Origin of the sequence: Ensifer sp. BR816 (assembly GCF_000378985.1) — a bacterium.
GTDB lineage: Bacteria > Pseudomonadota > Alphaproteobacteria > Rhizobiales > Rhizobiaceae > Sinorhizobium.
This window is the reverse complement of sequence record NZ_KB905370.1, coordinates 3,618,435-3,644,997: the sequence shown is the minus strand read 5'-3', so window position 1 is coordinate 3,644,997 and position 26,563 is coordinate 3,618,435. Positions and strand designations below refer to the sequence as shown.

General features: G+C 60.2%; 24 protein-coding genes and 1 pseudogene. 9 read left to right on the top strand and 16 right to left on the bottom strand.

Annotation, left to right across the window (positions count from 1 at the left end; translation table 11 throughout):
- Both RHIBR816_RS35315 and RHIBR816_RS34320 read right to left on the bottom strand, forming a co-directional pair.
- Positions 1-819, bottom strand: a complete 819-nt coding sequence (locus RHIBR816_RS35315) for a hypothetical protein (RefSeq protein ID WP_018237876.1) — start codon at positions 817-819, stop codon at positions 1-3.
- Positions 806-3,946: an efflux RND transporter permease subunit gene (locus tag RHIBR816_RS34320; RefSeq protein WP_018237875.1), complete on the bottom strand. Its 3,141-nt coding sequence runs from the start codon at positions 3,944-3,946 to the stop codon at positions 806-808. Before RHIBR816_RS34320 ends, RHIBR816_RS35315 begins: the two co-directional genes overlap by 14 nt.
- A gap of 695 nt (positions 3,947-4,641) precedes the next feature.
- Here RHIBR816_RS34320 and RHIBR816_RS0117500 point away from each other — a divergent pair.
- Entirely contained in the window at positions 4,642-5,106 is a 465-nt protein-coding gene (locus tag RHIBR816_RS0117500) for a PepSY-like domain-containing protein (protein ID WP_018237874.1), read from the top strand.
- Positions 5,107-5,349: 243 nt separating this feature from the next.
- On the opposite strand, the gene RHIBR816_RS0117495 is transcribed toward RHIBR816_RS0117500, so the two are convergent.
- Genes RHIBR816_RS0117495 through RHIBR816_RS0117485 form a run of 3 tightly spaced genes read right to left on the bottom strand, consistent with a single transcriptional unit; the run spans position 5,350 to position 7,835 of the window.
- Positions 5,350-7,182 (bottom strand): carbamoyltransferase, encoded by a 1,833-nt coding sequence (locus RHIBR816_RS0117495; protein ID WP_018237873.1) that lies wholly within the window; start codon positions 7,180-7,182, stop codon positions 5,350-5,352.
- A 13-nt stretch (positions 7,183-7,195) separates the two neighbouring features.
- The gene (locus tag RHIBR816_RS36085) at positions 7,196-7,345 is read right to left on the bottom strand and encodes a DUF5989 family protein (RefSeq protein WP_018237872.1); all 150 of its coding nucleotides are present in this window, start codon (positions 7,343-7,345) and stop codon (positions 7,196-7,198) included.
- 58 nt (positions 7,346-7,403) lie between these two features.
- On the bottom strand, positions 7,404-7,835 hold the full coding sequence (locus RHIBR816_RS0117485) for a hypothetical protein (protein WP_018237871.1): 432 nt from the start codon (positions 7,833-7,835) through the stop codon (positions 7,404-7,406).
- Positions 7,836-8,269: 434 nt separating this feature from the next.
- Between RHIBR816_RS0117485 and RHIBR816_RS0117480 the strand changes: the two genes are divergently transcribed.
- The gene (locus RHIBR816_RS0117480) at positions 8,270-9,652 is read left to right on the top strand and encodes a GDSL-type esterase/lipase family protein (protein ID WP_052522694.1); all 1,383 of its coding nucleotides are present in this window, start codon (positions 8,270-8,272) and stop codon (positions 9,650-9,652) included.
- Between the two features lie 2 nt (positions 9,653-9,654).
- Here RHIBR816_RS0117480 and RHIBR816_RS0117475 read toward each other — a convergent pair whose 3' ends face one another.
- Positions 9,655-10,335, bottom strand: coding sequence for a response regulator transcription factor (locus tag RHIBR816_RS0117475; RefSeq protein ID WP_034816477.1), 681 nt, complete (start codon positions 10,333-10,335; stop codon positions 9,655-9,657).
- Positions 10,296-12,119, bottom strand: coding sequence for a sensor histidine kinase (locus RHIBR816_RS0117470; protein ID WP_018237867.1), 1,824 nt, complete (start codon positions 12,117-12,119; stop codon positions 10,296-10,298). The genes RHIBR816_RS0117475 and RHIBR816_RS0117470 overlap by 40 nt, the downstream gene beginning before the upstream one ends.
- A 457-nt stretch (positions 12,120-12,576) precedes the next feature.
- Here RHIBR816_RS0117470 and RHIBR816_RS0117465 point away from each other — a divergent pair, with 457 nt between their 5' ends.
- Complete coding sequence (locus RHIBR816_RS0117465) at positions 12,577-12,756, top strand: hypothetical protein (RefSeq protein ID WP_157628204.1); 180 nt, start codon at positions 12,577-12,579, stop codon at positions 12,754-12,756.
- A gap of 200 nt (positions 12,757-12,956) precedes the next feature.
- On the opposite strand, the gene RHIBR816_RS0117460 is transcribed toward RHIBR816_RS0117465, so the two are convergent.
- Positions 12,957-13,148, bottom strand: a complete 192-nt coding sequence (locus RHIBR816_RS0117460; RefSeq protein ID WP_018237864.1) for a hypothetical protein — start codon at positions 13,146-13,148, stop codon at positions 12,957-12,959.
- A gap of 171 nt (positions 13,149-13,319) precedes the next feature.
- Between RHIBR816_RS0117460 and RHIBR816_RS34315 the strand changes: the two are divergent.
- From RHIBR816_RS34315 to RHIBR816_RS0117435, 3 genes and pseudogenes are all read left to right on the top strand, one after another.
- Positions 13,320-13,956, top strand: a pseudogene (locus RHIBR816_RS34315) (recombinase family protein).
- An 84-nt stretch (positions 13,957-14,040) separates the two neighbouring features.
- A complete protein-coding gene (locus RHIBR816_RS0117440; protein WP_026187115.1) occupies positions 14,041-14,715 on the top strand; it encodes a L,D-transpeptidase in 675 nt (224 codons plus the stop codon).
- Entirely contained in the window at positions 14,712-15,266 is a 555-nt protein-coding gene (locus RHIBR816_RS0117435) for an OmpA family protein (RefSeq protein WP_018237862.1), read from the top strand. The genes RHIBR816_RS0117440 and RHIBR816_RS0117435 overlap by 4 nt, the downstream gene beginning before the upstream one ends.
- 76 nt (positions 15,267-15,342) lie before the next feature.
- On the opposite strand, the gene RHIBR816_RS0117430 is transcribed toward RHIBR816_RS0117435, so the two are convergent.
- A complete protein-coding gene (locus RHIBR816_RS0117430; protein WP_026187114.1) occupies positions 15,343-15,948 on the bottom strand; it encodes a TetR/AcrR family transcriptional regulator in 606 nt (201 codons plus the stop codon).
- Positions 15,949-16,066: 118 nt separating this feature from the next.
- On the opposite strand from RHIBR816_RS0117430, the gene RHIBR816_RS0117425 reads away from it, so the two are divergent.
- The 3 genes from RHIBR816_RS0117425 to RHIBR816_RS0117415 all read left to right on the top strand — a co-directional run bounded on the left by RHIBR816_RS0117425 (position 16,067) and on the right by RHIBR816_RS0117415 (position 19,666).
- The gene (locus tag RHIBR816_RS0117425) at positions 16,067-17,290 is read left to right on the top strand and encodes an MFS transporter (RefSeq protein WP_018237860.1); all 1,224 of its coding nucleotides are present in this window, start codon (positions 16,067-16,069) and stop codon (positions 17,288-17,290) included.
- 133 nt (positions 17,291-17,423) lie between these two features.
- The gene (locus RHIBR816_RS0117420) at positions 17,424-17,858 is read left to right on the top strand and encodes an OsmC family protein (protein ID WP_026187113.1); all 435 of its coding nucleotides are present in this window, start codon (positions 17,424-17,426) and stop codon (positions 17,856-17,858) included.
- 326 nt (positions 17,859-18,184) lie between these two features.
- Positions 18,185-19,666, top strand: coding sequence for a trypsin-like peptidase domain-containing protein (locus RHIBR816_RS0117415; protein ID WP_018237858.1), 1,482 nt, complete (start codon positions 18,185-18,187; stop codon positions 19,664-19,666).
- Positions 19,667-19,749: 83 nt separating this feature from the next.
- Here the strand turns inward: RHIBR816_RS0117415 and RHIBR816_RS0117410 are convergent, their stop codons facing one another.
- The 7 genes from RHIBR816_RS0117410 to RHIBR816_RS35310 form a co-directional block, all read right to left on the bottom strand.
- Positions 19,750-20,010: a hypothetical protein gene (locus RHIBR816_RS0117410; protein ID WP_018237857.1), complete on the bottom strand. Its 261-nt coding sequence runs from the start codon at positions 20,008-20,010 to the stop codon at positions 19,750-19,752.
- A 59-nt stretch (positions 20,011-20,069) separates the two neighbouring features.
- Entirely contained in the window at positions 20,070-20,252 is a 183-nt protein-coding gene (locus RHIBR816_RS0117405) for a hypothetical protein (RefSeq protein ID WP_018237856.1), read from the bottom strand.
- 111 nt (positions 20,253-20,363) lie between these two features.
- On the bottom strand, positions 20,364-20,657 hold the full coding sequence (locus tag RHIBR816_RS0117400) for a type II toxin-antitoxin system RelE/ParE family toxin (protein WP_018237855.1): 294 nt from the start codon (positions 20,655-20,657) through the stop codon (positions 20,364-20,366).
- Positions 20,657-20,911 carry a type II toxin-antitoxin system ParD family antitoxin gene (locus RHIBR816_RS0117395; protein WP_018237854.1) on the bottom strand — a complete coding sequence of 85 codons (255 nt, stop codon included), beginning with the start codon at positions 20,909-20,911 and terminating at the stop codon, positions 20,657-20,659. Before RHIBR816_RS0117395 ends, RHIBR816_RS0117400 begins: the two co-directional genes overlap by 1 nt.
- A gap of 85 nt (positions 20,912-20,996) precedes the next feature.
- Positions 20,997-21,788, bottom strand: a complete 792-nt coding sequence (locus RHIBR816_RS0117390) for a hypothetical protein (RefSeq protein ID WP_018237853.1) — start codon at positions 21,786-21,788, stop codon at positions 20,997-20,999.
- On the bottom strand, positions 21,775-23,082 hold the full coding sequence (locus RHIBR816_RS0117385) for a hypothetical protein (RefSeq protein WP_018237852.1): 1,308 nt from the start codon (positions 23,080-23,082) through the stop codon (positions 21,775-21,777). Before RHIBR816_RS0117385 ends, RHIBR816_RS0117390 begins: the two co-directional genes overlap by 14 nt.
- Before the next feature lie 555 nt (positions 23,083-23,637).
- On the bottom strand, positions 23,638-26,559 hold the full coding sequence (locus RHIBR816_RS35310) for a DUF6270 domain-containing protein (RefSeq protein ID WP_018237849.1): 2,922 nt from the start codon (positions 26,557-26,559) through the stop codon (positions 23,638-23,640).
- Positions 26,560-26,563: the final 4 nt, after the last annotated feature.

Sequence of the window (26,563 nt, the reverse complement as noted above, 5' to 3'; positions counted from 1 at the left end):
CTAATGGCCGATCCCAAACTCGATGCCGTACAACATGGGCGCTCCGACCGTTACGACCTCAGTACCCACTGGGGGGCCCTCGGACAGAAAGGCCAGATCCTTGACGACGTAATCCAATTGGATGGGATGCCGGATGAATGTAAGCGGCTCCAAATTCGTATAGACCCATGCTTGGCCGTGCTCGTCGTAGAAGACTGCGCTGAACGGGACGGCTTTTCTTGGCGTGGCCTCATACGGCAGCTCGATGAGAACAGGTGTCTTTGGAGCCAAGGCCGTGTCCGCTCCATCCACGACACAGTACAGGCCTCCATCACCGTCGCCGCCCGAGATCGGCGGGAACACGACGTGCGCTCGCACCTTGCCGGACTCGCTGCCCTTGGCCAGCGGTATGAGGAGCGCAGGTTGGTCCCGCGCCACCTTGGGGACGTCGCCGATCGGCAGAACGCGCACCCACACTCTTCCGGCAACTGTGGCGGGCAAGTTTTCGGGGGTGGGCGAGAGCTCCGAACGCGCTCCCGCCGCAATCTCGTTCGGCGGTCCGGCATCGAGGCCGGTCTGCTCCACCTCGTTCGCATCCACCACAACTGCTGCGACCCGACGTTTTCGAATGGCTATCGTCTCGCGAACTGCAGTGGTCTCTATTCCCAGCCGCTTGAAAGCACTTGGTTCCAGGATGACGCGATTGAATTTCGTTCCCGGTTCGGGTTCGACATGGGCCGGCTCGCCCTTGCCGACGGAAGCAGCTTCGGCTCGCTCACCCGGACAGGGCAAGCCTGCCATGATGAGCGCGAGGCCAATCCAAAGATTACTCGGCCGCATGTTTGATACTCCCATCGGCTTGGACTTCCGGCTCGAGCATGACTTCCGGCTCGGGTCTCACGCGCAGAACCGAGTAAAAGACAGGCAGAGCAAACAGAATGAGGAGCGTGGATGTAACGAGACCACCAACGATGACCACAGCCATCGGGTGCACGATTTCCATCCCCGGCGCCACGCCCCAGGTGACAAGCGGGAGAAGGATGATCGTTGTGACCACTACGGTGATCACAATGGGGATGCAATGTGATCCCGCGACGGACTGGATGAGATCCGATCGAAGGGGCCGTTGCTCTTGCTCGAGGCGCTGGAAGCGGTGGACGAGCATGATTGCGCCGCGCGTCGTGATCAAAAGCACTGCCAACAGTCCCGCAAGCGATCCAATTGTAACAATGCCGCCGCCCGCAAGCGCTGCCAGGATACCGCCCGTCAATGAAACCGGCGAGAGGATGAAGACCAGCGCAGCAAGACGCCAGCTTCCGAGAGAGGCTTGCAGAAGGAAGAACGCTCCAATGGCAGCAGCAATACCAAGGCTGGCAACCCAAGCGAAGGTACTGTCCCACCCGGCGCCTTCTCCAATGACTTCAGGATGGTACTCGAGAGGGAACTTGATGCCCTTCAGCTTCATCCCGACGTCGGCCAGGACCGCGCCGAGATCGCGGTCTCGGACATCCGCGACAACCTCCACGTGCCGCGAGGCGCCGTCTCGCCTGATGGCCGCGAAGTTCGAGGTGAGACGCACATCCGCGACATCGCCCAGGCGGATCTTTTCTCCCTTTGGAGTATCGACCAATATCTCACTGATCAGGTTGGGGTCACGCCGCATCTCAGGCACACCCCAGACCACCACCTCGAAAATCTTCTGCTCTTCGTAGAGGCTGCCGACCTCGATGCCACCCATCAGAGTGGCCGCCGCGCGACGAACATCCCCCGGCTTGAGTCCGTAGCGTTCCGCCGCAGCCAGGTCGGCCTCGATTTCGACGCTGGGCTCCTCTTCGCGATTGCGGATGCGAGGATCCACGATGCCAGGTACATCCGAAAGGGCCTGCTGAATCTCCTCTGCCGCGCTCTGCAGAAGATCCCAAGCGGGACCGTAGATCTGGACGACCACAGCTTCGCCGTCATCGGTCATCAAATCCCGAACTCTTCGGGTAGCGAATGACATGGGTTCGCCGCGGACTCCCGGATATTTTTCAAGGGCCTGCCGGACAGCTGTCACCGTCGCGTCATAATCAGCATCCGGTGCGATGCTCACCCACAGTTCGCCGGAGTTGACCCCCGCAACGGTGTCCGACTGAATGGCGCGCCCCAAAATGGCACTGACGTCACGAACGCCGGCAATACTTCTTACGTCGCTTGAGGCCTCGCTCAATATTTGGCTCATTTTCGGATACGAGGTCCCATGTGGCATCTTCCAGCTGACCGACAGGTCGCGATCCTTGAAGGCAGGAAGCAGAGAGGGGCGAAGGAAGGGCAGCGTCAGAAGGCTCGTGAGCACAAGCAGCCCGATAGCCAAAGCCGCCGTTTTCGGTGATGCGAGAACTCCCGACAGAAGACCTTCGTACCGTTTCCGGATCCCCAGGGAAGGCGGCTCGCCGGTTCTCTGGGCTCCATTCGGCATGAGAAGAAGGCTCAGCGCGGGTGTAACGGTCTGGGCGACGATCGTCGATGTGAGCAATGCGACCAGGATCGAAAGAAAGAGCGGCTGAAGCAATGCACCCGCAGTTCCGCGAAGGAAGAGGAACGGGAGCGTGAGCAGCACGGCGATCGCTGTGGCATGGAGGAGTGGCCGGCGCACCTCCATCGCTGCGGCAAAGACCTTGGCCGAGGCCGGTTCGGCGCCACGATGATCGCGGGACCTGCGCCTGATATTGTCAGCATCAATGACCGCATCGTCGACCACTACAACGAGAGCGGCGACGAGGCCCGCCAGGATCATCGCGTTGATCGTTGTTCCAGATAAGACAAAAGCGGTCCATGCGGCCAGCAATGATAGCGGGATCGCGACGAGCGCCACGAGCGCCGCGCGCCAATCCCTCGTCAGTGCGATCAAGGCCAGCACTGCCAACAGGCCACCCAGGATGAGCGCACGGGAGAGATTGCTGAGCGAAGTCTGAATAAAGGTGGCCGGTCGAAAGACGCTGGCGGTGATCTCGACGCCAGGCAAGCCCGGCTTCAATGCTTCAAGTGCGCGTTCGACGCCTTCCGTCACCTGCTGGGTGTTGGCTCCAGGCAACTTCTCAACCATTAGGACAAGCCCCGGCGCATCTTTGACGATGCCATCGCCGATCATCGGTTGATGCCCCTCGACCACGGTCGAGACGTCGCTCAGAAGCAATGTGGAGCCATCTGCGGCGGGAAACGATATCCGAGCAAGTTGATCGGGGGACGAAATGGGAAGAAGATGCCGAATGTCGTAGCGCTGGCTGGGCGTGTCGATGAAGCCGCCATTTCCGGGCGTAGAGGCACGCAGGAAGGTCAGCGGCGAAACCCACAGCGCGTCTCCAGCCGCCTTTATGACATCATTGAGTTCAACACCCCTGTCTCTGAGTTTCCCGGTATCCACCTGGACCTGAAGCTGGCGCTCGCGCTGCCCCCAGATGGATACGTTCGCGACACCTGCTACGCTCATCAGCCGCGGCCTGATCTTCCAGCGCGCGAGAACCGAGAGCTCGATCAGAGATTGGTTATCCGAAGACAGGCCGATCTGCATGGTCCGGTTTAGCGACGACACCGGCTGCAGCATGGTCGGGGGTTTCGAGACTTTCGGAAGAGCACTCGACTGCAGGAGCCGCTCCTGGACCATCTGGCGCGCATTCATCATGTCGGTACCAGGGGTGAAAACGAGAAGCACCGAGGACAGGCCGGTGATTGAATTGGAGCGCATTGCCTCTAGCCATGGAACCCCGGTCAGGATTTCTTCCAGAGGATTTGTGATGAGCGCTTCGACTTCAGCGGCCGCCAGCCCGAGTGCTTCCGTTTGCACCTCCACTTCCAGCGGTCGGAACTCTGGGAGGAGATCGACCGATTTGGTGCGGAGTTGCGAAATCCCCGTGAATAACAAAGCAGCAGCGCAAAGAAGTACCAGATAGCGAAACTGCAGGCTCAAGCTGATGATCTTGCTCAACATGGCGTGTCTCCGAGGCAAAGTCTCTCACCAGTCCGTCCTAGTGAAGCTCGTCTCGCGATCATCCGATCTTTAGGCGGCTAGCCGGCTACGCGGACGAGATAATCTTACAGCCGACTATGCTGACGCTTGCGGGTGCGCCCTTTCGCCAAGGTGATGCGAGCTCGGGCCTCTGCTTCAAATGCCGATTATTCTGTGCTCGTTAATGCGCATGCCCCGCCTTTCGGGGGCTGTCCCGGCAACCAGGGATGCTGAAGCGTTTTGCCTTCATGTGAACCTCCTTGAGGCCCTTGCGAAGTAAGAAGTAAAGAAGGCTGCATTCGAATGTATTTTTGATGCGATGCAAAAGTTGCCCGCGTTAAATGTCGGGGTCCAATCGATATCGCAGCGCGTTTATATCTTGGTGGGAGGTGTCTCTGGCGGATAATTTATAAATTCTCCGCCAATATAATTCACGCAACCCGTATGCAATACTTTGCATAAAAGACAATTTTAAGGAAACTACAATATCATAAAAACTACATAGAATTTTGAAACCCCAGAATTTCCCCTTCATATAGAAACTATACTACTTTACGAAATTTGCACATAGACAAAATTATGTAGACCGGTCGTGGGGATTGCTGAAGGGCCGAGGCAGATGTTTACTGATGGAGTCAACGCGAAAGCTCGATGAGATCCTATCCAGGAGGCCCTCAATGAAACTTGCTCGTCACTATGTAGCGCTCGGTGCACTCGCCTTTTTCTTGCCAGGAGCGACCGACGTATCCGCCGAGGAACAGGAGATCGCCTGCGAGAAGGTGCCGTCGGCGGTGCGAGACGTCTTCGACAAGGCGTATCCCAAGGCGACGATCAAGGCCTGTGCCGAGGAAGTCGAAAACGGAGAGCTGGTCTATGAAATCGAAAGCATCGAAGGCGAGACAGCGCGTGATGTGTCGTATGATCGCGATGGTGGGCTCCTCGTCGTCGAGGAATCAATGCCCATGGAAGCGGTGCCTCAGGCGGTGCGCACGGCCGTTAACACCAAATTCGCCGGCGGAAAGATCAAGCTTGCTGAGAAGCTGATGCGCGACGGCAAGGAAAGTTACGAGCTTCAGATAGCCTATCAGGGGAGGGACCTAGAGGCCGTCTTCGATCCCGACGGAACCGAAGTGAAGGAATGATGGGCGAAACCATGTGGCTGGGTCGGCCATATGGTCGTGCAGACGCCCGCCGTCCGGGGGAAGACCGGCGGCGACGGCGAGGCGATGCTGCGAGATCAGTGCCGCACAAAAAATCGAGTACAAGATCGTAGCTTAGATTGAGTGCAGACGTTAGGGCATCCTCCTTTCCGGTCAGTCACTGAAAGCAGAAGGATGCTCTCAAAAGTGCTTGAGCGTCCTTTGCGCGTTCCAAAGCGCGGCGCTTTAGTCGAGCGCGAAGCGGTCCTTGTAGTCCTGCCGCAGGTGCGACGGCTGATCTTCCTTCCTCAAAAAGCAGTTGCCGACGACGAGACATTCGATCTCGGTGCCCATGAAACAGTGGAAGGCATCCTGTGGGGTGCAGACGATCGGCTCGCCGCGGACGTTGAAGCTGGTATTGACCAGCACGGGACAGCCGGTTCGCTGCTTGAAGGCGCTCAAAAGCGCCCAATAGCGTGGATTGGTGTCGGGATGCACCGTCTGCACGCGGGCCGAATAATCGACATGCGTCACGGCCGGGATCTCCGACCGCGGCACGTTCAGGCGGTCTATGCCGAACAGGTCGGCCTCGTTCGGACCGAGCGGCAGTTTCCGCCGGTCGAGCACATCGGCCACGAGCAGCATGTAGGGACTGTCTGCGTCAATGTCGAACCACTCCGCCACATCCTCGCGCCGGACGGACGGGGCAAAGGGGCGGAAGCTTTCGCGGTATTTGACCTTGAGATTGAGCGTCTTTTGCATCGTCGGCGAGCGCGGATCCCCGAGGATCGACCGGCCGCCCAGCGCCCGCGGTCCGAACTCCATGCGGCCCTGCATCCATCCGACCGCCTTGTCGTCGACCAGCGCGTCGACGGTGCGGGCGATCACCGCGTCGTCGTCAAGCACGGTGTAGACGGCGCCGGCGGCCGACAGCCGCTTCTCGATGTCGCGTTGGTCGAAGCCGGGGCCGAGAAAGGCGCCGGCCATGCGGTCCCTTCCGTCGAGAACGCGGCCGTGTCCGAGATAACCGTGCCAGGCGGCGAGCGCCGCGCCGACCGCGCCACCCGCATCGCCGGCCGCCGGCTGGATCCAGATGTCGTCGAAAATCCCCTCCCGCAGCAGCTTGCCGTTGGCGACGCAGTTCAGAGCGACGCCGCCGGCGAGACAAAGCCGACGCTCGCCGGTTTCCTGGCGGGCATACCGGGCCAGTCTCAAGACGACCTCTTCGGTGACCGCCTGGATCGACGCGGCGAGATCCATCTCGCGCCGGGTCAGGGGCGATTCCGGCTTGCGCGGCTCGGCGCCGAACAGCCGATGAAAGGCCGGGGAGGTCATGGTGAGACCGGCGCAGTAGTCGAAATAGCGCTGGTCGAGACGGAACGACCCATCCTCCTTCAGGTCGATCAGATGATCCAGGATCTTCTGCGCGAACTGCGGGCGGCCATAGGGCGCCAGGCCCATCACCTTGTACTCTCCGGAATTGACCTTGAAGCCGGTGTAGTAGGTGAACGCCGAATAAAGCAGCCCGAGCGAGTGCGGGAAGCGGATCTCCTTGAGGATCTCGAGATCGTTGTCGCGGCCATGGCCGAGCGACGTCGTGCACCATTCCCCGACCCCATCCATCGTCAGCACCGCGGCGCTTTGGAAGGGCGACGGAAAGAACGCGCTGGCCGCATGCGCCAGATGATGCTCCGTGAAGAGCAGTGAGCCGGACCATTCCTTCGATCCGGCAAGCTTTCCCAGTTGGCTGCGCAACAGTTTCTTTTGAAACAGTTTTTCCTTGATCCAGAGCGGCATCGCCATTCTGAAGGAGCGGAAGCCGCGCGGCGTCGTCGCCAGATAGGTCTCCAGCAACCGCTCGAACTTCAGAAACGGCTTGTCGTAGAAGACGACGTGGTCGATGTCGGCCATGTCGCATTCGGCCGCCGCCAGGCAATAGGCCGCCGCCTCGGCCGGAAAGGCGGCGTCGTGCTTCTTGCGGGTGAACCGCTCCTCCTGGGCGGCGGCGACGATCACCCCGTCTTCGACCAGCGCCGCGGCGCTGTCGTGGTAGAACGCCGAGATACCGAGAATACGCATGGGGCGGCCCGGCTCAGAACAGGGTGTAGATGAACGGCGCCACCGCGGTGCCCTGGGTCAGGACCACCAATGCACCGAAAACACCGAGAACGATAAAGATCGGCAATAGCCAGAACTTCTTGCGCACGCCCATATAGGCCCAGAGCTCACGTACCAGTTCCATGTCGCATTTCCTCCAGCCATAACCCGGCGCCGGTTTGTCGCTTCAGAACTGCCTGCGGTCAGAACTGATTGCGCATCGTCGTCGGATCCGGTTCGTGTGGTGACCGCTTGTTCCAGTAGGTGTCGACGCTCTTGTCGAAGGCGGCAGCGAGCGGATCGTAGCCGCGCAGCTTCAAAAAAACCCCGATCGGCACGAAGGCGACCGCATAAATCAGCAGCATCACCACCGGATTGACGATCTTGAACAGCAACAGGCCGAGCTTGGTCCACAGCCGGTTTGGCACGGCGAGCCAGTCGGGAGCGGCGAACGCCAACAGGACGAGGACACCGCCGACAACCGCAAGCGCCGTCGTGATGGGAGTCAGTCCGCCACTGATAATCCATCTTACGAGAACGAAAGCGAGGAGGATGCCGCCGACCGTGTAGCCGAAGCTGCGGTTCGACGGCCCCTCCAAGGCGTGCTCGGAAAAAGGTTCGTGCGACTGGTTCATTGTGCACTTCCTCAGCGGCCAGTGCTAATCCCTAAAATACGTTATACGCGAAATGCCGTCGCGTCTTGCCTGAAAGGCCCCGTATAGGGGCGGTGGTATAGAACAATCGACGACCGTTCCGGTCAATATGCCATTGGATATAGGCGGCCGCCGAGGCGTGCTTGCGGCTGAAACGAAAAGGGCGGTTTCAATCAGACCATTTGGCCGACCGGGCGTTTTTGGGGAGACTCGACCAGCAAAACTCCTTATATTCCGCCGGACAAAAAATGCTGCCCATAAGTTCTATTCTCAATCCATTTGTGTGAATTCAAGTGCAAGAGATAAGACCTTTATCAGCCAAAGCCGTCAAAACAGACAAGTCGGAATCGGCCGCTTGAACGAGCGGTCGGCAAGCGCGCGTCTTGCTGAACGGTTTGCGAGGAGGACAAGAGGTCATGACAAAGCGGCATCTTGGGCTTTTGGTATGCGCAGTGCCCGGCTTGTACCTATTGTTGAGTCCGATCTACGCTCTGCTGAATTACCAACTATTCGCAGCCGAGACCCCGCATTTCATCCGCTACGTGCTGATTCCAGGCCTGCTGGGAGCAGCCTTGATGGGCATCGGCTTACTCGCGAAGCCGCGCTTTTCTACAGTTGTCGGCATTTCTGCCTCGAGCATGTTGCTCGCCCTCTTCCTCTTCGAGGCGATGCACACGGTCTCGGTCGTCTCGGTCCGGTTGGAAATGTTCGGCCAGCTCAGCGCGGCGCAGGCCGAAACGCTGAGGCGCAACAAGAACGCCGTGCCTGGCTTCACATTGCGTGGCCTGAATCGGCTGTCCGGCACCGACGAACTTCCCGAGGCCCTGCTGTCCGGTTTCCCGTCGACGCAGGTGGTGCTGTGCACGTCGAAAAGTGGCATCGTAAGCTACATGGCGGACCGCTACGGCTTCAACAATCCGGACGATGTGTATGACCGCCGGTTGGACCTGATGCTCCTGGGAGACTCCGTCGTCGAGGGCTTCTGCCTGCCCTCGGGCCAGGACCTTGCAGCGAGGCTGCGGGCCGGTGGCCTCAACACTGCGAGCATGGGCATACGAGGAAATGGTCCACTGCTCGAACTCGCTATGCTCGGCCGGTTTGGTGAAACATTACGTCCCCGGCATGTGATGATGGTCTTCTTCGAAGGCAATGACTGGGAGAATCTGGACCGCGAACTTGCAGTGCCCTGGCTTCGCGCAGCGCTTTCGCAGGAGGCGAACTACGGTTCGCAATCGACAGCGCAAGCGACCATGCGCGAGGCCCGGAGCATTTTGGCCGAACGCAAGAATGTCCCGGTGAAGAGCATCGATCTTCTGACCAGAACCGCCCTGATGCGCAATTTTTTCGCCCTGCAGCAAACTCTCACGAGACTGGGATTGGTCTATCCGAAGATTACGCCAGCGAACCCGGAGTTCAGACAGGTATTGCATCGCGCGAAAGCACTTTCCGAGAGCTGGGGCGGTTCATTCAGGCTCGTCTACGTGCCGAGGATGGACCGCTTCATCGGACCGTTCTCATCGGACCGCCCCTTCGACCCGCTGAGGAGAAAGGTTCTCGCCGCCGCCGCGGCCGAGGGCGTCGAGGTTATCGATCTCCATGAGGCCATGCGCGCTCAAGCCCAGCCCATTCTTCTCTACGCGCCCAACGCGCATTTCAGTCGTGCCGGGGCCGAATTTGCTGCGCAGGAGATCCTCCGCCGCATGCCGGCGCAGGGACAGGGCGTTCCGATAACGCAAAGGACGAATGCTCTGCGAAATTGCGGGGCAGCGTGCCAGCCGCCCGTCGCAAGCCCGCAATGATATCAGCTCGAACCAAGCTGCAGCCGCTGGGAAATATTGGCGAGTTCGACGCGCGTCGTGATGTTGAGCTTGCTGTAGACACTATGAAGGTGGAGCTTGACGGTGCCGGGGGTTATTCCGAGCCGCGCGGCTATTTCCCGACTTCGTAAACCTTCGGCCGCGAGGCCGGAGATCTCGAGTTCGCGCGGCGTCAACTTCTCGATGACCGACCGACGTTCGTCATCGCGTTCGCGGATCCGATCAATCGCGGCACTCAAACCTTGATCGGCCAAATAGGTGCCGCCCACCATGACCGCCCGAATGCATTCGATAAGGACGCTCGGCGCCTGTTCCTTGAGGACAACGCCGCGCACCCCATTGTGCATCGCCTCGGCAAGTTCTTCATCACTGATATCAGCGGTGAGAATGACGCAAGGCAGATCCGGCCGATCGCTATGGAGGCGACGAACGAGATCCAGTCCGGTTATTTCCGGCATCCGCAGATCGAGGACGACGACATCGACGGGCTCGGTCGCGACAACCTCGATCGCCTCCCCGGCGGTTCTGCATTTGGCCACCACCTGCCAATCGGACTCAGCCGCGATCAAAAGGCATAGCGCGTCGAGGACGATCAGGTGATCATCGACGATAACGATGCGCGGGCTCAGGGATGAGCCGGGATCTTGATGGTTATCCGCGTCCATTGCTCCACCTTGTCGATCGAGAGCTCTCCGCCCCGGGTCGCCACACGTTCACGCAGGCTTCGCGGACCGACCTTGCTGCTCTCGAGCTCCGAATGCTCAAGCCGCCGGTCAAAACCGAAGCCCGTTCCGTCGTCGTCGACGGTCAGGATCACCATCCCCTCGCCGAGGCGGAGCCGGGCCTCGACTTTTCGCGCGTGCCCATGGCGCGCGGCGTTGGCGGTTGCCTCGGCAATCATCCGCGTCAGCTCGTCGATGATAGCGGCCGGCATCCAAAGGTCTTCGGGATCCAGAACGAAGCGAAAGTCGATCGACCATTGCTGCCGCAGACGTTCGGCTAGGGCTTCCAATCGCAGCGCCAATGGAGAGTCGATTGCGTGGCGATGGTCGGATCCCCGCTCCGCCGCGCGAATGAGCGCGCGGAGATCTCTTTGTTCTTCGAAAAGCATGGATTGTATGGCCAACAGACGCCTGTCGATCTCGTCACGTTCGCACTTTGACGAGCGCAAGGCCTGCAGTTGCAGGGCGGTTCCCGCCAGCGTTTGCAGCACTCCGTCGTGTATATCCCGTCCAATCTTGACGCGCTCCTCAACGGCGGCCGCATCGCTGAGACGGCGCAGCAGGATCGCTTGCTCGAAGAGTGTCTTCAATCGGTCGGCGACAATCTCCGCCATGGCGACGTCATCCAGGGTCGGGGCCGGCGGATCGAGGAGGAACAGGCGCGCTTCGACATCGATTGCGCGGAACTGCACCGAGATTGCCGAAGCGATCGAGAAGTCGGCGGCGAGCGCCGGAGAAATTGGCAACTCGTCGCCGCGCCATCGATCGAAGCGCCCCTCGCCGCGATGAATGAGGGCTCGGGAGTGTTTCGCGTCGGTAACGAGGAGACTTGCATGCTGCAGCACTTCCGGCGTCCATGGCAGATAGGCGGTCGGTGACAGATGCCTGACCTCGCATGCGCCGTTCTTCCATATTGCGAGATTGGTCCAGGGTTCGTCACCATCGCTCCACATCAGCAGCACGCGACCGACGCGCATCACCTGCGCCGCATAGTCCAATGCCGCTTCGGCGGGCCAATCGCGCCCATCGGGCGCTGAAGGCGTCCGTTCGACGAGTCGCAACAAATGCGAGCGCACCACCTCCTGGTGGGTCCCCAGCCATGTGAGAAGAATCGTGGCTGTCAGCAAGGAGAGAATGAACGACAGGGCGACCGCCGCGTCCACGTCCGAATTGAACGGCCAGCCGGTACTCGAAAACGCCAAGTATGCCAGGACCGCAATCCCAATGGAGCCAGTCCATAGGGCGCCGCGCCAGAGCCAGTGCAGCGTCGCAGTCAGCTGGACAAAAGGCATCAGCATGAAGACCGGGCCAGACAGGCGACCTGTCAGAAACGCCAAGCCAATCAAAGTGGCGACGTCGATCATGTGTCGTACGAACGTGCCGCGGACCAGATGGACCGGCGCTTTCCAAACAAAAAGGGCTGCGGCGATGGCGTAGACCAGATAAGCGGTGAGCAGCCAGAAGATGAGGTTCGAGTGAGGGCGCGGGGTGGCGGCATCAAGCCATGTAATCCAGAGGCTGCCAATCGCCAGAACGATACGAGCGATGGCGATCACCCCGTCCGAGCGAGCGCGAAATGTGTTAATCCATGTCTGTCGGTTGATCGCTGTGGCGAGCGTGCTTTCGGTGACTGTGGTCGTCCCGCGCTTCTCGGCGATTGCCTTCAGCGCCATGCGCCACTGGTCGAGATTGAACGCGCGCTGGAAGGCGGCCGGCGACACCCTCATTTCGGCTCCTTCGGTGACGACCTACCATTTTGAAGACTTATGCAACCCACCTCTGAACGTTGTGCCCAAATCTGCAGTGGCAGGCAGGTGCCGCCCCACTCTTTGTGAGAACACAACGGAATTATGTCGCATCACACCACAAAGGGCCAGCTTCGTTTCCGGCCGCTATAGCGCTGTGCGTCTTTTCAGGCGGGCGGAGATCGCTGTAACACTTTGAAATAATGTATGTTTTTATCATTAAGTCGGCAACGATCAAGAAAAAAAGCATCGATCTGCACCGTTTGTGCGAAAGGCATGCGCTTGGCAGGAGAGGGGCGATCTCAGGCGTAGCCAACCTCTATTCCACCTATGGCGTAGCTCGCGTGAGCAACTGGCAGTGAATTTCAGCACCTGCTAATTTGACCTCTGAGGCAAGATCAGACCCGCTTTCATGATGGAGCCTTTCCAGGAGGTCGGAATGCACAAGGACGATCCTCGGATCAAGCAAAAGCTAGCGCAGATCGACAACCATCGTCGCCATGCGAAGCTCGCGGAAGCCCGAGCCTATACGCTGTTGGAGGACGCACAGTATTCTTATGAGCACATTGCGCGTCTGAAGCGCGAGATTTTCGATATCGAGAGCAGTTTGCCTCGCTGAAAAGGGACCTCCATCCGCGGGAGTCGAACCCGGTATGGGAGGCCGGAGGATTTCGTCGAAAGACCGCATCCATTGGCCCCTGAAATGGAATGCGCCGCAACCTTCCCTATATCGAGAGGGTGACATCTATCCCGCCCTCACTACGGTGAAGCTCGGCGACAATTCGAGGCAATGCCTCAGCGTGATCTGGCCAACCTGCGTTACTGTTCGCTGATCATCATGTCCATGATCTCGTCAGGCGACTCGTTAACCTGGAACATCACGCAGGTCCCGTTATTGGGCGCGAAGGTGACGAGAGTGGTGCGTCGCTTGCCCTCTACCCGCTGGAAGTGCGTAACAGTGTCCATGTTAACGAAAATTGGTCCATTGCTGTCGTGCAATTCGAGCCACATGGGATTACTCCTCTCTAAGATGGCGGTTCTGTCCCAAGATAGCACCAAAGAGCCTGGGAGGAGGAAACGAAAAGCCTCGAATCCCACCCCGTTTTCTGCATCAATCTCGCAATATCAATCACTTAACAAACACGCGGCCATCGGAATATCCAGCAAAGGCGGGATATTCCGATGCTCAAGTATATCATCTATCGGCGGGTCATTACGGCAGAGCAGGGACGCAGCGGTCTCGCCCTTGAGGCGCAAAAGCGGGATATCAACATCTTCCTCGAGCGGTTCTCAGACGTGCCGTTCGAGGTCATCGGCAGGTTTCAGGACGAAGGCAGCGGAGCCAACAACGGCGGCCTGAACTGAGCAAAGCCCTTGCCCTGGTGCGCAAGACAGGCGCCGATCTACGGGTTGCAAAGCTGGATCGGTTAAGCCGCAAGGTCTCATTCATCGCCACGATCATGGACGATCCGAAGGTCAAGCTTCGCGTTGCCTCGATGCCTCACGCCAGCAAGTTCGAATTGCACATCTACAGCGCCTGGCGGAGCAGGAGCGGACCTTCATCATCGAACGCACCAAGCTGGGCGGCATGAGGGGTGCCACCATGAAGCGGAACGTCGCCATACAGGCCAAGGCCGACGCTGAATCGACCACGGTGATGAAGGTGATTGCCCCGATGAAAGAAGCCGGCGCCTCACCGTCGCACATCGCCCGGACCCTCGACGAGATGGGGATAGCGACATCCCGTGGGGGCAAGTGGACGGCCATGCAGGTCAGCCGAGTGATTTCCCGAAGTGGCACGGAAGGCCGTTCTACTTGAGAATGCCGAGAAGTTTTATGTTGTGGCAAATGAAAAATCTGATTTACTGCCACCTCGCTACTTGGCTTTTGGGGGATATTGCCGATGGGGTGGATGCGCAGGGATGTTGTGCTTGGTGGTTTAGCGTCACTTGGCAACGTGGCGGTCCAGAAACCCACTTTCGCATCTGCGTCTTCCTATCTTTCCGGCACCGCCGTCGACAATGGTGTGACGTTCCGAAGCACCAACTTTGCCAAGATCGACAAGAGGTGGCGCCGCCAGGTTGTCAAGTATTTCAGCAGCGAGCCGATCGGCACCGTCGTCGTCGATACCAGGCACCATTTTCTCTACCTGATCATGGAGAACAAGACTGCCATCCGCTATGGCGTCGGTGTCGGCCGCGAGGGTTTCAAATGGTACGGCCGCGCCACGATCGACCGGAAATCGCTCTGGCCGCGCTGGACGCCGCCGCCTGAGATGCGCGAGCGCCACCCCGAACTGCCTGAATCGGTCGAGGGAGGTTCGCCAAAGAACCCGCTTGGCCCGCGCGCCATGTACCTGCTTCGCGATGGGGTCGATACCGGCTATCGCTTGCACGGTACGCTGGAGCCGGGCAGCATCGGCAGGGATGCCTCCAGCGGTTGCATCCGCATGTTCAACGAAGATGCGATCGATCTTTATCAGCGTTGCCCCATCGGCACCGCGGTGCAGGTCCTGCCCCACATTGCCGACCAGGCTGAAAGTGCCGCTCAGATGAGCCAAGCAACTCCGGTCGAATGAGGAATATCACCCTGATGTCTGCTTTGACCGGATATACGAGGCTGCCGATCGCCGCGGCCATGCTTCTGGCGCTTGCCGCGTGCAACACTACTGATACCGCTGCGCTGGAAGAGCCGGCCGCGGTGCCGTTGACCGGGCAAACCAACGATCCGGCGCCCGGATTCGAGACCGTCATGGCCGGCAGCGAAGAGGACTTCATCCTGAATGCCGGCCGGCGGACATACTTCACGCTGGACTCTGCCGCGCTCGATTCCGTCGCCATGGCAACGTTGGATAAGCAGGCCATTTGGCTCAACAGCAACCCGCGTTGGCTGGTCAAGCTGCAGGGATTTGCCGACGATTCCGGGTCCGCGTCAAAGATGGTAACGCTGTCGCAGAGACGCGCCGACGCGGCGATGGCCTATCTCGTCTCGAAGGGCGTAGATGCCAACCGGATGTGGGCCAAGGGTTACGGAAACGACCGCGAAGTCCGTGACTGCACGGATCGCTCCTGCAAGGTGCAGAACCGGCGCGTCGTCTCCAACCTGCGCACAGAGCGCGATTCACTCTGATCGCAGGATGTCCAGCTGCCCTCCGTCAAGGCGGCAGCTTTCGCAACCCGGTAAGGTCGAAGCGTCCCGTATCAGATCAGCCACGGCCGCCCTTTTCGTCGACTCTCAATCCTTCGAGCAGGGCCCGGAAGCCGTCCACCGCTCTTTGTGACGTTTCCTGCGGTTCGTCGGAATTGGCGATCCACAAGGCGGCATGACTGCTGGCGCCGTTGATCAAGCGCGCCGCCACTTCCACGTCGATGTCGATGATCGCGCCCTCGGCTTGTAGCTGACGCAGACTTTCGCTCAAGGCAGCGATGCAGCCATTGGTGCTCGGCCACTGCGATATGTCCCCCAACACGGCAGGTCCATCACGGAACATGATGCGCTGGATCTCCGGCTCGAGCGCCATCTGGATGTAGGCGACGCATTCCTCGACGAATCCCTCCCAGCGGCTCGGAGCGGCGGAGGAAACCCGGTTCAACCGCGCCGTCATCTCGGCGTCGATCGCCTGGATGACCGCCTGAAAGAGACCCTTCTTATCGCCGAAGTGGTGATAGAGAGCGCCTCTCGTCAGCCCCGCCTCTGCGGTGAAATCGTCCATCGAAGCGTCGGCGTATCCGACGGTCCCGAAAGCTTGCCGGGCTGAGGCAATCAACTTTGCCCGGGTTTCGACAATCATGTCGTGACGCTGTCTGCGCATGCAGTCTCCCATTCACATACGCTGCGTATTTTATTTGACATACGAGACGTATGCAACTAACTAAGGACATACGCCACGTATGTAAGTGGCAGTGCCGGGTCCTTACAAGGAACATCCCATGTCCAATCCATACGCAGAGATATTCAGGGCGCCGGGTGCAAAGGGCTTCTCAGCCGCCGGCTTTATCGCCCGCCTGCCGATCGCGATGGCCCCGATCGGCATCGTCGCCATGCTGTCTCAGACGCACGGAGAGTACTGGTTGGCGGGCGCGGTGTCGGCAACGTTTGCGCTGACGAATGCGCTGGTTTCTCCGCATATATCGCGGCTGGTGGATCGCCACGGCCAGACGGCCGTCGTGGTTCCCACGACGATTGTATCGGTCCTGGCCTTCCTCGCGCTCGTTGCGGCGGCCAATCAAAATTGGCCCGACTGGGCGCTCTTCGTCTCGGCCTTCCTGGCTGCGGCGATGCCCAGCATGCCTGCATTGCTGCGCGCCCGCTGGACTGAGATCTTCCGCAACCGGCCCGAGTTGAACACCGCCTTTGCCTTTGAATCATCGGCAGACGAACTGGTCTACATCGCCGGGGCTTCGCTCTCGGTCGGCCTGGGGGTCTCGCTCTTCCCTGAGGCAGGCATGCTTGCCAGCACCATCTTCCTCGCGCTTGGAACTTTGGCCTTCATCCTGCAGCGCTCAACCGAGCCGAAGCCGCGCGATTCCGAGGACGATGCCCCGCAAGGCTCGGCGATCCGCCTGCGTCCCGTGCAAATCATCACGCTCGCGCTCGTGTTCGTGGGGTCTACGTTCGCGACGGCGGAAGTCAGTGCCGTCGCAATCACAAAGGAACTCGGAGAGCCCAATGCCGCCAGCGTCGTCATCGGCGTATACGCGATCGGCTCCTTCGTGCTCGGCCTGGTTCTCGGCGCTCTCAACCCGACCATGCCCTTGCACAGGCAGTTGCTGATCGCAGTGAGCGCCCTAGCCATTACCTCCTGGCCGCTTCTGGTGGCGGACACCGTGCCGATCCTGGCACTCGCCGTCTTTGTCAGCGGTATCGCCATTTCGCCGACCTTCATTACCGCCTTCGGCCTGATCGAGCGCCGTGTTCCGTCCTCGATGCTGACGGAAGGGGTGACCTGGGTGACGACCGGAATCGGCATCGGAATGGCGCTCGGTGCCTTCATCGCGGGCTGGGTCGTCGACAATTTTGGTGCGCAGAACGGCTTCTGGGTGTCCGTTGTCGCCAGCGCGGCGACCGTCGCGACCATCGGCCTCGGTCAGCGGAATTTGGCCGGAACCACAACGGAATGCCCTCCCGACTCGCTTGTCCAGCCGGCCGAATAGCAAAGCGGTCGCAGACGTTCGTGTGGAATTTTGAAGACGACACGCCGCGCTCTGTTGGCACGGCGTGTTTTTGCGTGATGATTTACGGGTTCAACGCGTCGGAACGTGTTTGGCATATCTGCAGGAGGTGACCATGAAAGCGCGGATCAAATGGGTTGAAGAGCGGACCTTCGTCGGCCAGTCCGGGAGCGGGCACAATGTCGTGCTCGGTACGGCTTCCGGGCCGGAAGGAAGCACTCCGGGGCCGAGCCCCATGGAGATGGTGCTGATCGGCACCGGCGGCTGCTCGGCCTTCGATGTCGTTCACATCCTCGAAAAGGGCCGCCAGGCGGTCGAGGACTGCATCGTCGAGCTCAGCGCAGAGCGGGCGGACCAGGAGCCGAAAGTCTTCACCCGCATCCACATGCACTTCGTGGTCAAGGGACGCGGCCTTGCCGCAAGCAAGGTCGAACGCGCCATCGCGCTTTCGATCGAGAAATATTGCTCCGCGTCGGCGATGCTCGCCAAGACGGCGACGATCACCCACGACTTCGAGGTCGTCGATACGTCTGCCGCTACGCCGGACTGACTTGTGCGGGCGCCGCTGCCAGGCGGCGCATCCGGCTCGCGGCAGCACAAGACCGCGACCTAAAAGAATGCCTCCAAGTCAAAGGCCGCCGCGTGAAGAATGACGTCGCCGTCTGATGCTATGTTTAGGTTAACTTTATTTCATGAACGAAATTTAATCTTGGAAATGAGGCGGATATCACATTTTTACTTCGGTTCTATCGTCAAGTGGGGCTGACGACGCGGTGGAGAACCCACAAGACACTATAGGCCAGCGTCTATATTGGCGGTGATCGAACGCCACCGACTTCGCGTGCATCAACCTCCGAATATAGAAGGAGACACGTCATGGCCAATTCTCCAGAACAAAAGGGCTCGCGTGCGGGCCGCTTGACCGCCGTCTTGGCAGCCCTGTCCTCCGTTTCCGCACTCAGCCTTGCAGCTCTCGTCGCGGAACCTGTCGCCATGCACGCAACGAATGGTCCAGGTTCGACCGTGCGTGCGGCGCCGAATGCCGTGCAGCCGCCATCGGCGGCGGAGCCCGGCGACTTTGCCGACATCGTCGCCCGGGTGAAGCCGGCGGTCATCTCGGTGCGTGTCGAGATCGACGCGGCGCAGCAACAGGCCGCAGCCCAGGATGACGACGGCGCTCCCAATCCCGATGACGGGCAGGGCCCGCTTATGGGCGAGGGTTCGGGCTTCTTCATCTCCGCCGACGGCTATGCCGTGACCAACAATCACGTCGTCGACCATGCCCATTCGCTCGAAGTGATGACCAGCGACGGCCGGAGCTACGAGGCGACAGTCGTCGGTACCGACCCGAAGACCGACCTCGCCTTGATCAAGGCCGACGGCCGGGATTTCCCGCATGTGCGCTTTGCCGATCAACGGCCGCGCGTCGGCAATTGGGTGATCGCGATCGGCAATCCCTATGGCCTCGGCGGCACGGTAACGGCGGGAATCGTTTCGGCCGAAGGCCGCGACATCGGCGCCGGTCCCTATGACGATTTCATTCAGATCGATGCGCCGATCAATCGCGGCAATTCCGGCGGGCCGGCCTTCGACGTCAACGGTGATGTGATCGGCGTCAACACGGCGATCTTCTCGCCCTCCGGCGGCTCGGTCGGCATCGGCTTCGACATCCCGGCTGACACGGCAAAAGCCGTCATCGCCGAGTTGAAGGACAAGGGCCATGTGACGCGCGGCTGGCTTGGCATCAAGGAACAGCAGGTCACTCCCGACATCGCCGAGGGCCTCGGGCTGAAGGAGGCCAAGGGCGCGCTCGTCGACGAGGCGGATCCGGCCGGCCCAGCCGGTAAGGCGGGCATCCGGTCGGGCGATCTCATCACGGCGGTCGACGGGGCAGCGATCAATGACCCGCGTGAACTGGCCCAAAAGGTTGGAGCAAAGGCTCCGGGCACCTCCGTGACGGTGAGCATCCTTCGCAACGGCGCGCCAAAGGACATCACCTTGGATCTCGCGACAATGTCGGAGGACCGCCCGGCGCCGGTTGAGGCGGCAAGCGACGGCGGCGCTGCCCCTACCGGCGGGCAAGAGTTCGGGCTGCTGCTTGCCCCGGCAAGCAAGGTGGCCGGCGCCGCTGAAAAAGGCATGGTCGTCGTCGCCATCGATCCGAAGGGAGCGGCGGCGCAACATGGGCTTGAGGCTGGCGACGTCATTCTCGAGGTCGCCGGCAAGGCGGTTTCGAACGCCAGAGACTTCCGCCGCGATCTCGTGTCGCTGCGCAAGGAAGGCAAAGCGGCCGCGCTCCTCCACATCCAGTCGGGCGGTGTGACGCGGTTCGTCGCCTTGCCGCTCGGCCACGCATGACGACGCACGTGGCGGAGGCTTTGCCGGCTAAGGTCGGGAGTGGGAGACGAGCCTGACTTGTCTCTCGCGTCAACGGGATCAGGTTAGCTTACCAAGGTGCCCCAGTTGGGGTCCCATTGAACGTCCTCGACCAGCTCCACATAGATCGGCGCCTCGCCCGCGCTATGGGCCCTTGCCAGCCGGAAGGCGGCTTCCGGCTCCATTTCCTCGCCGGGGAAGATGACATCGTCCTTGGACGGGTCGACGGCCTGCCGCACATAACCTCTGATCTCGTCGCCGTAGCGGTAGAGCTTGACGATGATTGCGCCCGGCACCGGCTTTTCAGGCAATCGTTGGATCAGCATGCGTGTCTCTCCTCAAGGAGGCAGCGATATAAGTTCCGCAACCGGATAGGCTGCATCAGCTAGGCCATTCCTGCCGGGTCGCCGATCGGCAGAAGCGCCGGATCGGTCGGGTCTTTGGTGTCCTCCGGCTTCTTGATCGGCGGATCGGGGGACTTCTCAAGGCCGCGATCCGGTCGGCCGGGGATTCCTTGCGGCTCTCTCGGTGTTTCGGCAGGTGCGGGAATAGGATCTTGCTTCGGCATGGCGGTCTCCTTTCGAAGAGACAACGACCATGGGAGATGATGGTTCCTGAACGATGCTTTCCTTGAATGACACGGGAAACACTGGCCGGCGACCAGGCGTGGACCCACTGACTAGATGGCGCTGTTCGCCCAATCCTCGTGCCCGTAACGCACGCGGACAATCAAAATATCGTCGTCGGGCTCGATCTGGTAGATAACGAGATGCGCTTTGAAGGGGTGGACACGCATAGGCGGCGATAATTCTTGGCGCTCACGTGCCATACGGGGGTTGGCGGCGATCAGAGCGAAGATGCTGAAAAGTTCGTCATGGTACCTTCTCGCCTGTGCAGCGCCAAAGAGGCGCACTCCTTCCTTAGCGATCGCGATAATGTCTTCTTCCGCTGCGAGGGAAATGCGAAATCCCATTATGGGGGGTCGCGCGGCGTTTCGGCCCGCGCCAGAGCCGCCGAGAAAAGCTCGTCCTTTGAGCGATTTCCCGCGCCGCTTTTCAGCCCGTCATCGACAAAGCGCTGCATGATGGCAATCTTGTCATTCCGCTCTTGATCTCTGCGGATGAGATCGCGCACATAGTCACTGGCGTTCGCATAGCGGCCTGTTCGCGTTTGTGCTTCCACCCAGTCCTTCATGGGATCGGGCAAAGATACGTTCATCGTGGCCATGTCAGCCTCCATACTTCGGCCAAGATGACACGCTTTGGCAAAGTTTGTCAAATTCAGTCCCCGAGATCCATTGGGCAGGGCTAGGCTATCCCGACCCGTCCTTCTTCCTGGCGGTCGCAAGCGGCTGCGTTGTCAGCTTGAACTTGGCCATTTCCGCCGATGTCAGATAGTGGAGCCGGTCCGGCGGTGTTTCGAGCGCGCTGATCCACAGGCCGGCGCCGACCCCCATCGTGTCGAGATGGCGGGTCACCCGGGCTGTGGTGGATTGTGCCGCAGACATCGCTTCATCCGCCGTTTGCCGGCGGCTGCCGCCGTTGAAGACCTGGTGCACGCCGACGATCGCATCCTTTTCGGCGATACGGCTGACGCCGCCGGCAAAGACGATCGGGCAGGAGGAGGCGCAGAGCGCTCTCGATGCCACCTTGGTCGCAAGCCTTCTTTCGCGGATCAGGCTCGAAAGCGCGAGGGCGTCATCCACCGAGCCGCCGGGAGAATTGAGCGCCACTGTCTTTACATATTCGCCACGCGCCGCAATCTCCTCGGCGAAGCGTCCGCTTGCCCCAGGATCGATCGTGCCTTCGGCGAGCAAGACGCCGCCGGATGCGAGTTCGAATGTCATCGGTCGTCGCAGCACTTCATCCGGGCTTGCGGGCTTTACGCGCGGAGTAGGTCCGCCTTCGGTCAGCGCCGGCGGCAGGATGGGCCGGTTCTCATGGAACGGATCGAAGGCCGGCAGCTCAGCGTTCATCGCCGTCAGGTCGCGCATGTCGATCAGCAGGAAGACCGCCGCAGCCGATAGCAGTGCGTAGAAAGCGCCGCGCATCAGCACACCGTCGTCGAGGCGCATCAGCGCCTTGAATGTGTCATCGATCCTCATGCGAGCGATCCTTTGCGCGCGTTCTCGCGTCGAGATTGGTGATGTTGTTCGCTTCCTCCGCTTTGCTCTCGGCTTCCACTTGCGCGGCCACCTCCCCGAGATTGGCGCCATTCGCCGCTACCGCTCGCTGCACGTGCAATGCTTGCAGAAGTTCGGCCGCCGTGATCCGCTCGGCAAAGGGCAGCTTCTCCTCCTGTTTGCGGATCGCCCCGTGCACGGCAGCGAGAATGAACACCAGCACGCCCGGCAGCAGGTCGATGGAAATGGCTCCGGCCCAGGCCGGAATGAAATCGGTTGCATAGCGCAACACCGCTTCCGCGGAGGAGAGCGGGACGAAGCGCCGCTCCGCCACCGGCGCCCGTGCGAGGATTTCGTCGGCCGCCTCGGAGAGCACCTTGGACTGCGCCGCCACCGAGGCCCGCACCGTCTCCATCACCTGGTCCTGGCGGTTGACGAGATCGGCGTCGCCGCCGTCGGCCACCGGGGCGATGAAGCCGAGCGACAGGTCGTCCGCGGCGCGCCGGATCGAAGGCGCGATCGAGGTCTGGCCGAGCGAAGCGATGACGCCCGTCAGCGCCACCACTTCGGAGGAAAACTGGTCTGCGCGCGGTTCGATCGCCCCTGGCGCGGAGACGAGTGTGCGCATCGTTTCGAGCCGTTTTTGCCCCTCGTTGAACAGCGTCGTCACCTGTTCGCGCGAAGCGTTGACGCCGTTTTCGAGCTCCTTCATCTGCGCCGACATTTGCGACAGCAGTTGCACGACGCTTCCCGAGCCCGTCGTGCCGGTGAGCGCCCCCGTCTGGCGCTCCGAGGCGGCAAGCTGGGCGAACCGTTCGGAGGCGCGCTGAATGTCGGGCAGCAGGCTCTGAGCGGCAAGGGCGTTCTGATGGGCCTGGTCGAGATCGGCCGTATAATCCTCCACCGTTTGCGCCAGATGCTGTTCGAGCGCGGCCGAACCGGCCAGCGCCGCCGCATTGAGCCAGCTCGACATGGCGATGATCATGCCGGCGCCCAAAGCCATCACGCCCAACATTGCGGCCCGGCCCGTATGGGTGGTCACATGTGGATAGAAGCGGGCCATATAGGTCCAGAAGGCGTAGATTCCGACGGACACCGAGGCCGAATAGATCATCGCCGCGAAAAAGACCGCGGTCGCCGAGCCGTCGAGAATGCTGCGCACGCCCAGATAGGTATAGACGCCGGAGGCGAGCGCCAGCACCGCAAGCGCAAAGCGCGTCATGGTTTCGACAGCCGCGACGCCGTCGTGCAAACGTTGGGATGCGCCGACTGCCATGGCCAAATCTCCGCGAAGGAATGTATTCCTTAACAAAGAATTAAGAAGCGGGCGGAATAATGGCTGCCGTAGTAATTCTACAACTTTCCATGGATGTCAGGAAGCCGACACCAATTCAGGGGTAGATTCGGCGCCCTCTATGATATAGAGGGCAGGCCTCGGGTATTCTGCATGATTTTGGAACAAGAGAGCCGCGACGACGAATCGAAGCAGCGCCCCTCAGATAGAAGCCAGCAGGAAAAATTTGACCCTTGGGAGGAACAGTTTCGGCGCGACTACCGGCAGTCTGACAGAGAATTCGACTTCTGAGCGAACGATCGGGACGAAGCATGACGTTTCATCACCGTGTACATCCAGGGGACCATCCTTCAGCGCTATTTGCTCGAGATCTCTGGCCTGGATCCGAGTAAGCGCTTTCTGGACTTAGCGACGGCTGAGCTTCTTGCGTCGGAATTCTGCATCGAAGATATCGACCCCTTCAAAATACTGGACCTCTACCACGCTGTACTGCAGTTGTGCGTTCCCGCACACGATCCCATGGACTGAGGACGCCGATCACACGGCGCGCAGTCGCCAGACTAGAGCGTTGACCTCCGAGGGTGGGGCGATCTCAATCGTGGTGATCGGTTCGGATTGCAGAAAGCCTACCCCAGTCACACCCCTAATTGGGTCCTCTTGCCGACCATGGAAAAGGTGGACGTCACAACCCGGCGGTAGAACGATTTGCAGTGACAACTCCGTTGCAGGATGAGCGAGGCGTAAGCCATCGTTCTCGATCTTAACCTCGACTCCTTCGCCACAGTGCAACATCAGTCGAGCACTTGCGGGCAAGTTCGCTCCGTTGTGCAACGTCTCCCGTAGCTGCAGATCCAGCCGATCGGTCGCGCCCTCAATCCGGCGATGGATTTCGACATCCCGCACGGCGGTATGGCTGCCCTCGAATACGAAGCCTCCGGGGATTTCCTTGCCCCACAGCCGTGCCAGCCCCGGCTCGATTGCATAATTTGCGCCGGGTAGGACAAATGCATTATGTGCCTCGGGCCCGCGCAAATAACGCGGGAGATCCCGAGCATACTCATGCGAATAGAAGCTCGGATCGATCAACCATTCGATCCCGTCAAAATAAAGCGTAAACGAAAGGTTGTCGGCATGCTTATGGGTCGCCGCGAGCGAGGTAGCCAAGAATACCAACATGAAGGGCCGTCCGCTGTGATCGGCCTTTGCGATGGCATATCCCGCCCGCGGCAGAATGCTTATCTCCTGCCTGCCATAGGGCTTGCGCCCGTCAGGGTCACCCACGGGTGAGTTGGATCGGCGGAAGGTATCACCCTGCGCCAAGGTTCGCTGGCCATCGGGATAACGCATTAGGGCAGAGAATCTGGATAATTCCGTTGCGATGAGCGGGATTTCTGTCTCGCGCCCGCTGAGGGCTGCGAAAGCCCCGATCGTTGCGACCACCCGCTCGATGCCGAGATGATAACCGATCGAATTTTCGGCAAAGACCGCGAAATCTCCGTCGCGAGCAATTAGCTGTGCGAATTGATCCTTTGCGCGTGCCAATGCGGTTTCCACCCAGAGATCGGCGCAGGCCCAGCCCGGAAAGGCCAAGCCGACTGTCATCAGGGCTAGGTCCTGGAACCAGGCATGATTGTGATAGCGGATTGGTTGGTGGCTGGCATAGAAGACCAAGGAGGCCAGCAATTGTGCATGGCGATGGATGGCCCGCCGCAGCCGAGTCATGAAGCGGGCATCGAATCCGTGTTTTTGCCCCAGCGCATAGAGCGTCACCATCGCAAATGTGCGCTCTGCGACGCCATGGTCATACCATGCGTACTTGATGTTGGAATCCGGTTTGTCAAAGCTGCGCTCCAACCAGTCAGTGACAAAATCACGGGCAGAGAACAATGGTCCGATCTCATTGGCGTCGGTGTGCAGCAGCATCAGCAGAACGGCCGGATGCTGAGAATGCCACGAATACTGATAGGTGCCGTTGTCTTGGAGTTGTGGCGGCAACGGTGTGCCCAGAGGCCAGTCAAGTAACGTGTTTCCGGCCAGTGGACACCGGCCGGACGCCATGAAGTTGCGCGCTAGACGGATGTAGTCGGGAAAGCAGGCGCGTTGGTAATCGATGAGTTTGCTAACAACCTCACTCGGAATGGGCTGATCTACGTCGAAAACACGATCAGGCTGGTCGGCCTCCTGCCAGAGCCAGATATCCGAAATGTCGCATCCCGCATCCCGCCCCGGAACACCCCTGATGTAGAATCGGACATCGGAGATTGGGCGCCCCTGAGGGGTATTCCAGCCATTTCGCCAGCCCCAAGCAAGATCGCGGAGGCCCACGCAGAAATCGAACCACTCATCCTGCAGCGGATGGGCTGCCTTTGCATGGTGATAGGTGCCGTCCTCGGTATGGCCGATGGCGATATAGGAGATCTTTACCCAGCCGCGCAACCGCACCCGCACGCCAACCCCGTTCGAGTGTGATGCGTCCGGCACGGTGAAGCGCAGTTGCTGGCTGATCGCCGCGCCATCGCCTGAGGCACCGAACGCCACAGCAACATGATCCGCCCCGACAGTGACTCTACCGGGGCCACAATTCAAGCGCGCAGCATCGAGCGGCTGGCTGCCGGGGCTTCCCGACAGGCTGAAATGATCACAGTGGAGTAGATCGCGGTCGCTGAGGCAGGCGGAAGGGGCCATAGGGCGGTCTCTGTCATTTGTTGCGGGCTGGCGCTTTGCCACTAATGTGGTCGCGATCTTGCCAGCGATATCGCGATAGTAATCGTCGCTAAAATGGAAGAAATCGCGGCCCCAACGATGGGCAAAATTAGAATAAACCAATTCGGGCGCGGGAGCCACAGTTTGGACATTCGTGTAGTTGGTTGTGATGAAATCGTAATATTTGTTTAATAGCTGGTTCTGCTGCATCACGATCTTTAAGTCGGCCTCGCCGAAGCGGCTAATCTCACCCGTATCGTCATTTCGGTAGCATTCGGCCCAGAGTGCGCGATGCAGGATCAGCGGTCTGCCCTGCAAGTCCCCCAGAAAACGCAGGGCAGCCTGCTCCCAGATATGCATGGCCTCAGGCTCAACACGACGCAGCAGTTGCACGCCTTCAAGACGGCGACCATACGGGGTCAATTGAAGCAAGTTCGAGCGGGTAATGACCGAGCCGCCCGCGAGGAACAGGTCGAACCTTTCGTCAATGAAATCCACGACCAGCGGCACGTCTGCAGACACACGGATGATACCGGCCGCCTCCTTGCGCAGGTCATGGCGCAGCATGCGGTTTTCGAAAACGCCCTTGCCCTCGACCTGCAGCTCTTCGTCGGTCGCGGTGAAATCCCAAGGTGGAGCATAGATGCTCGTCAGTGAACTGCGGGCAAGATAGAAAGAGATTTCCACCTCGTTTAGATGTTCGAAGGCATCGCGCGTCACGCAACTGCCAAGGATTGCAACCTGTGTCTGCGTCATCTCA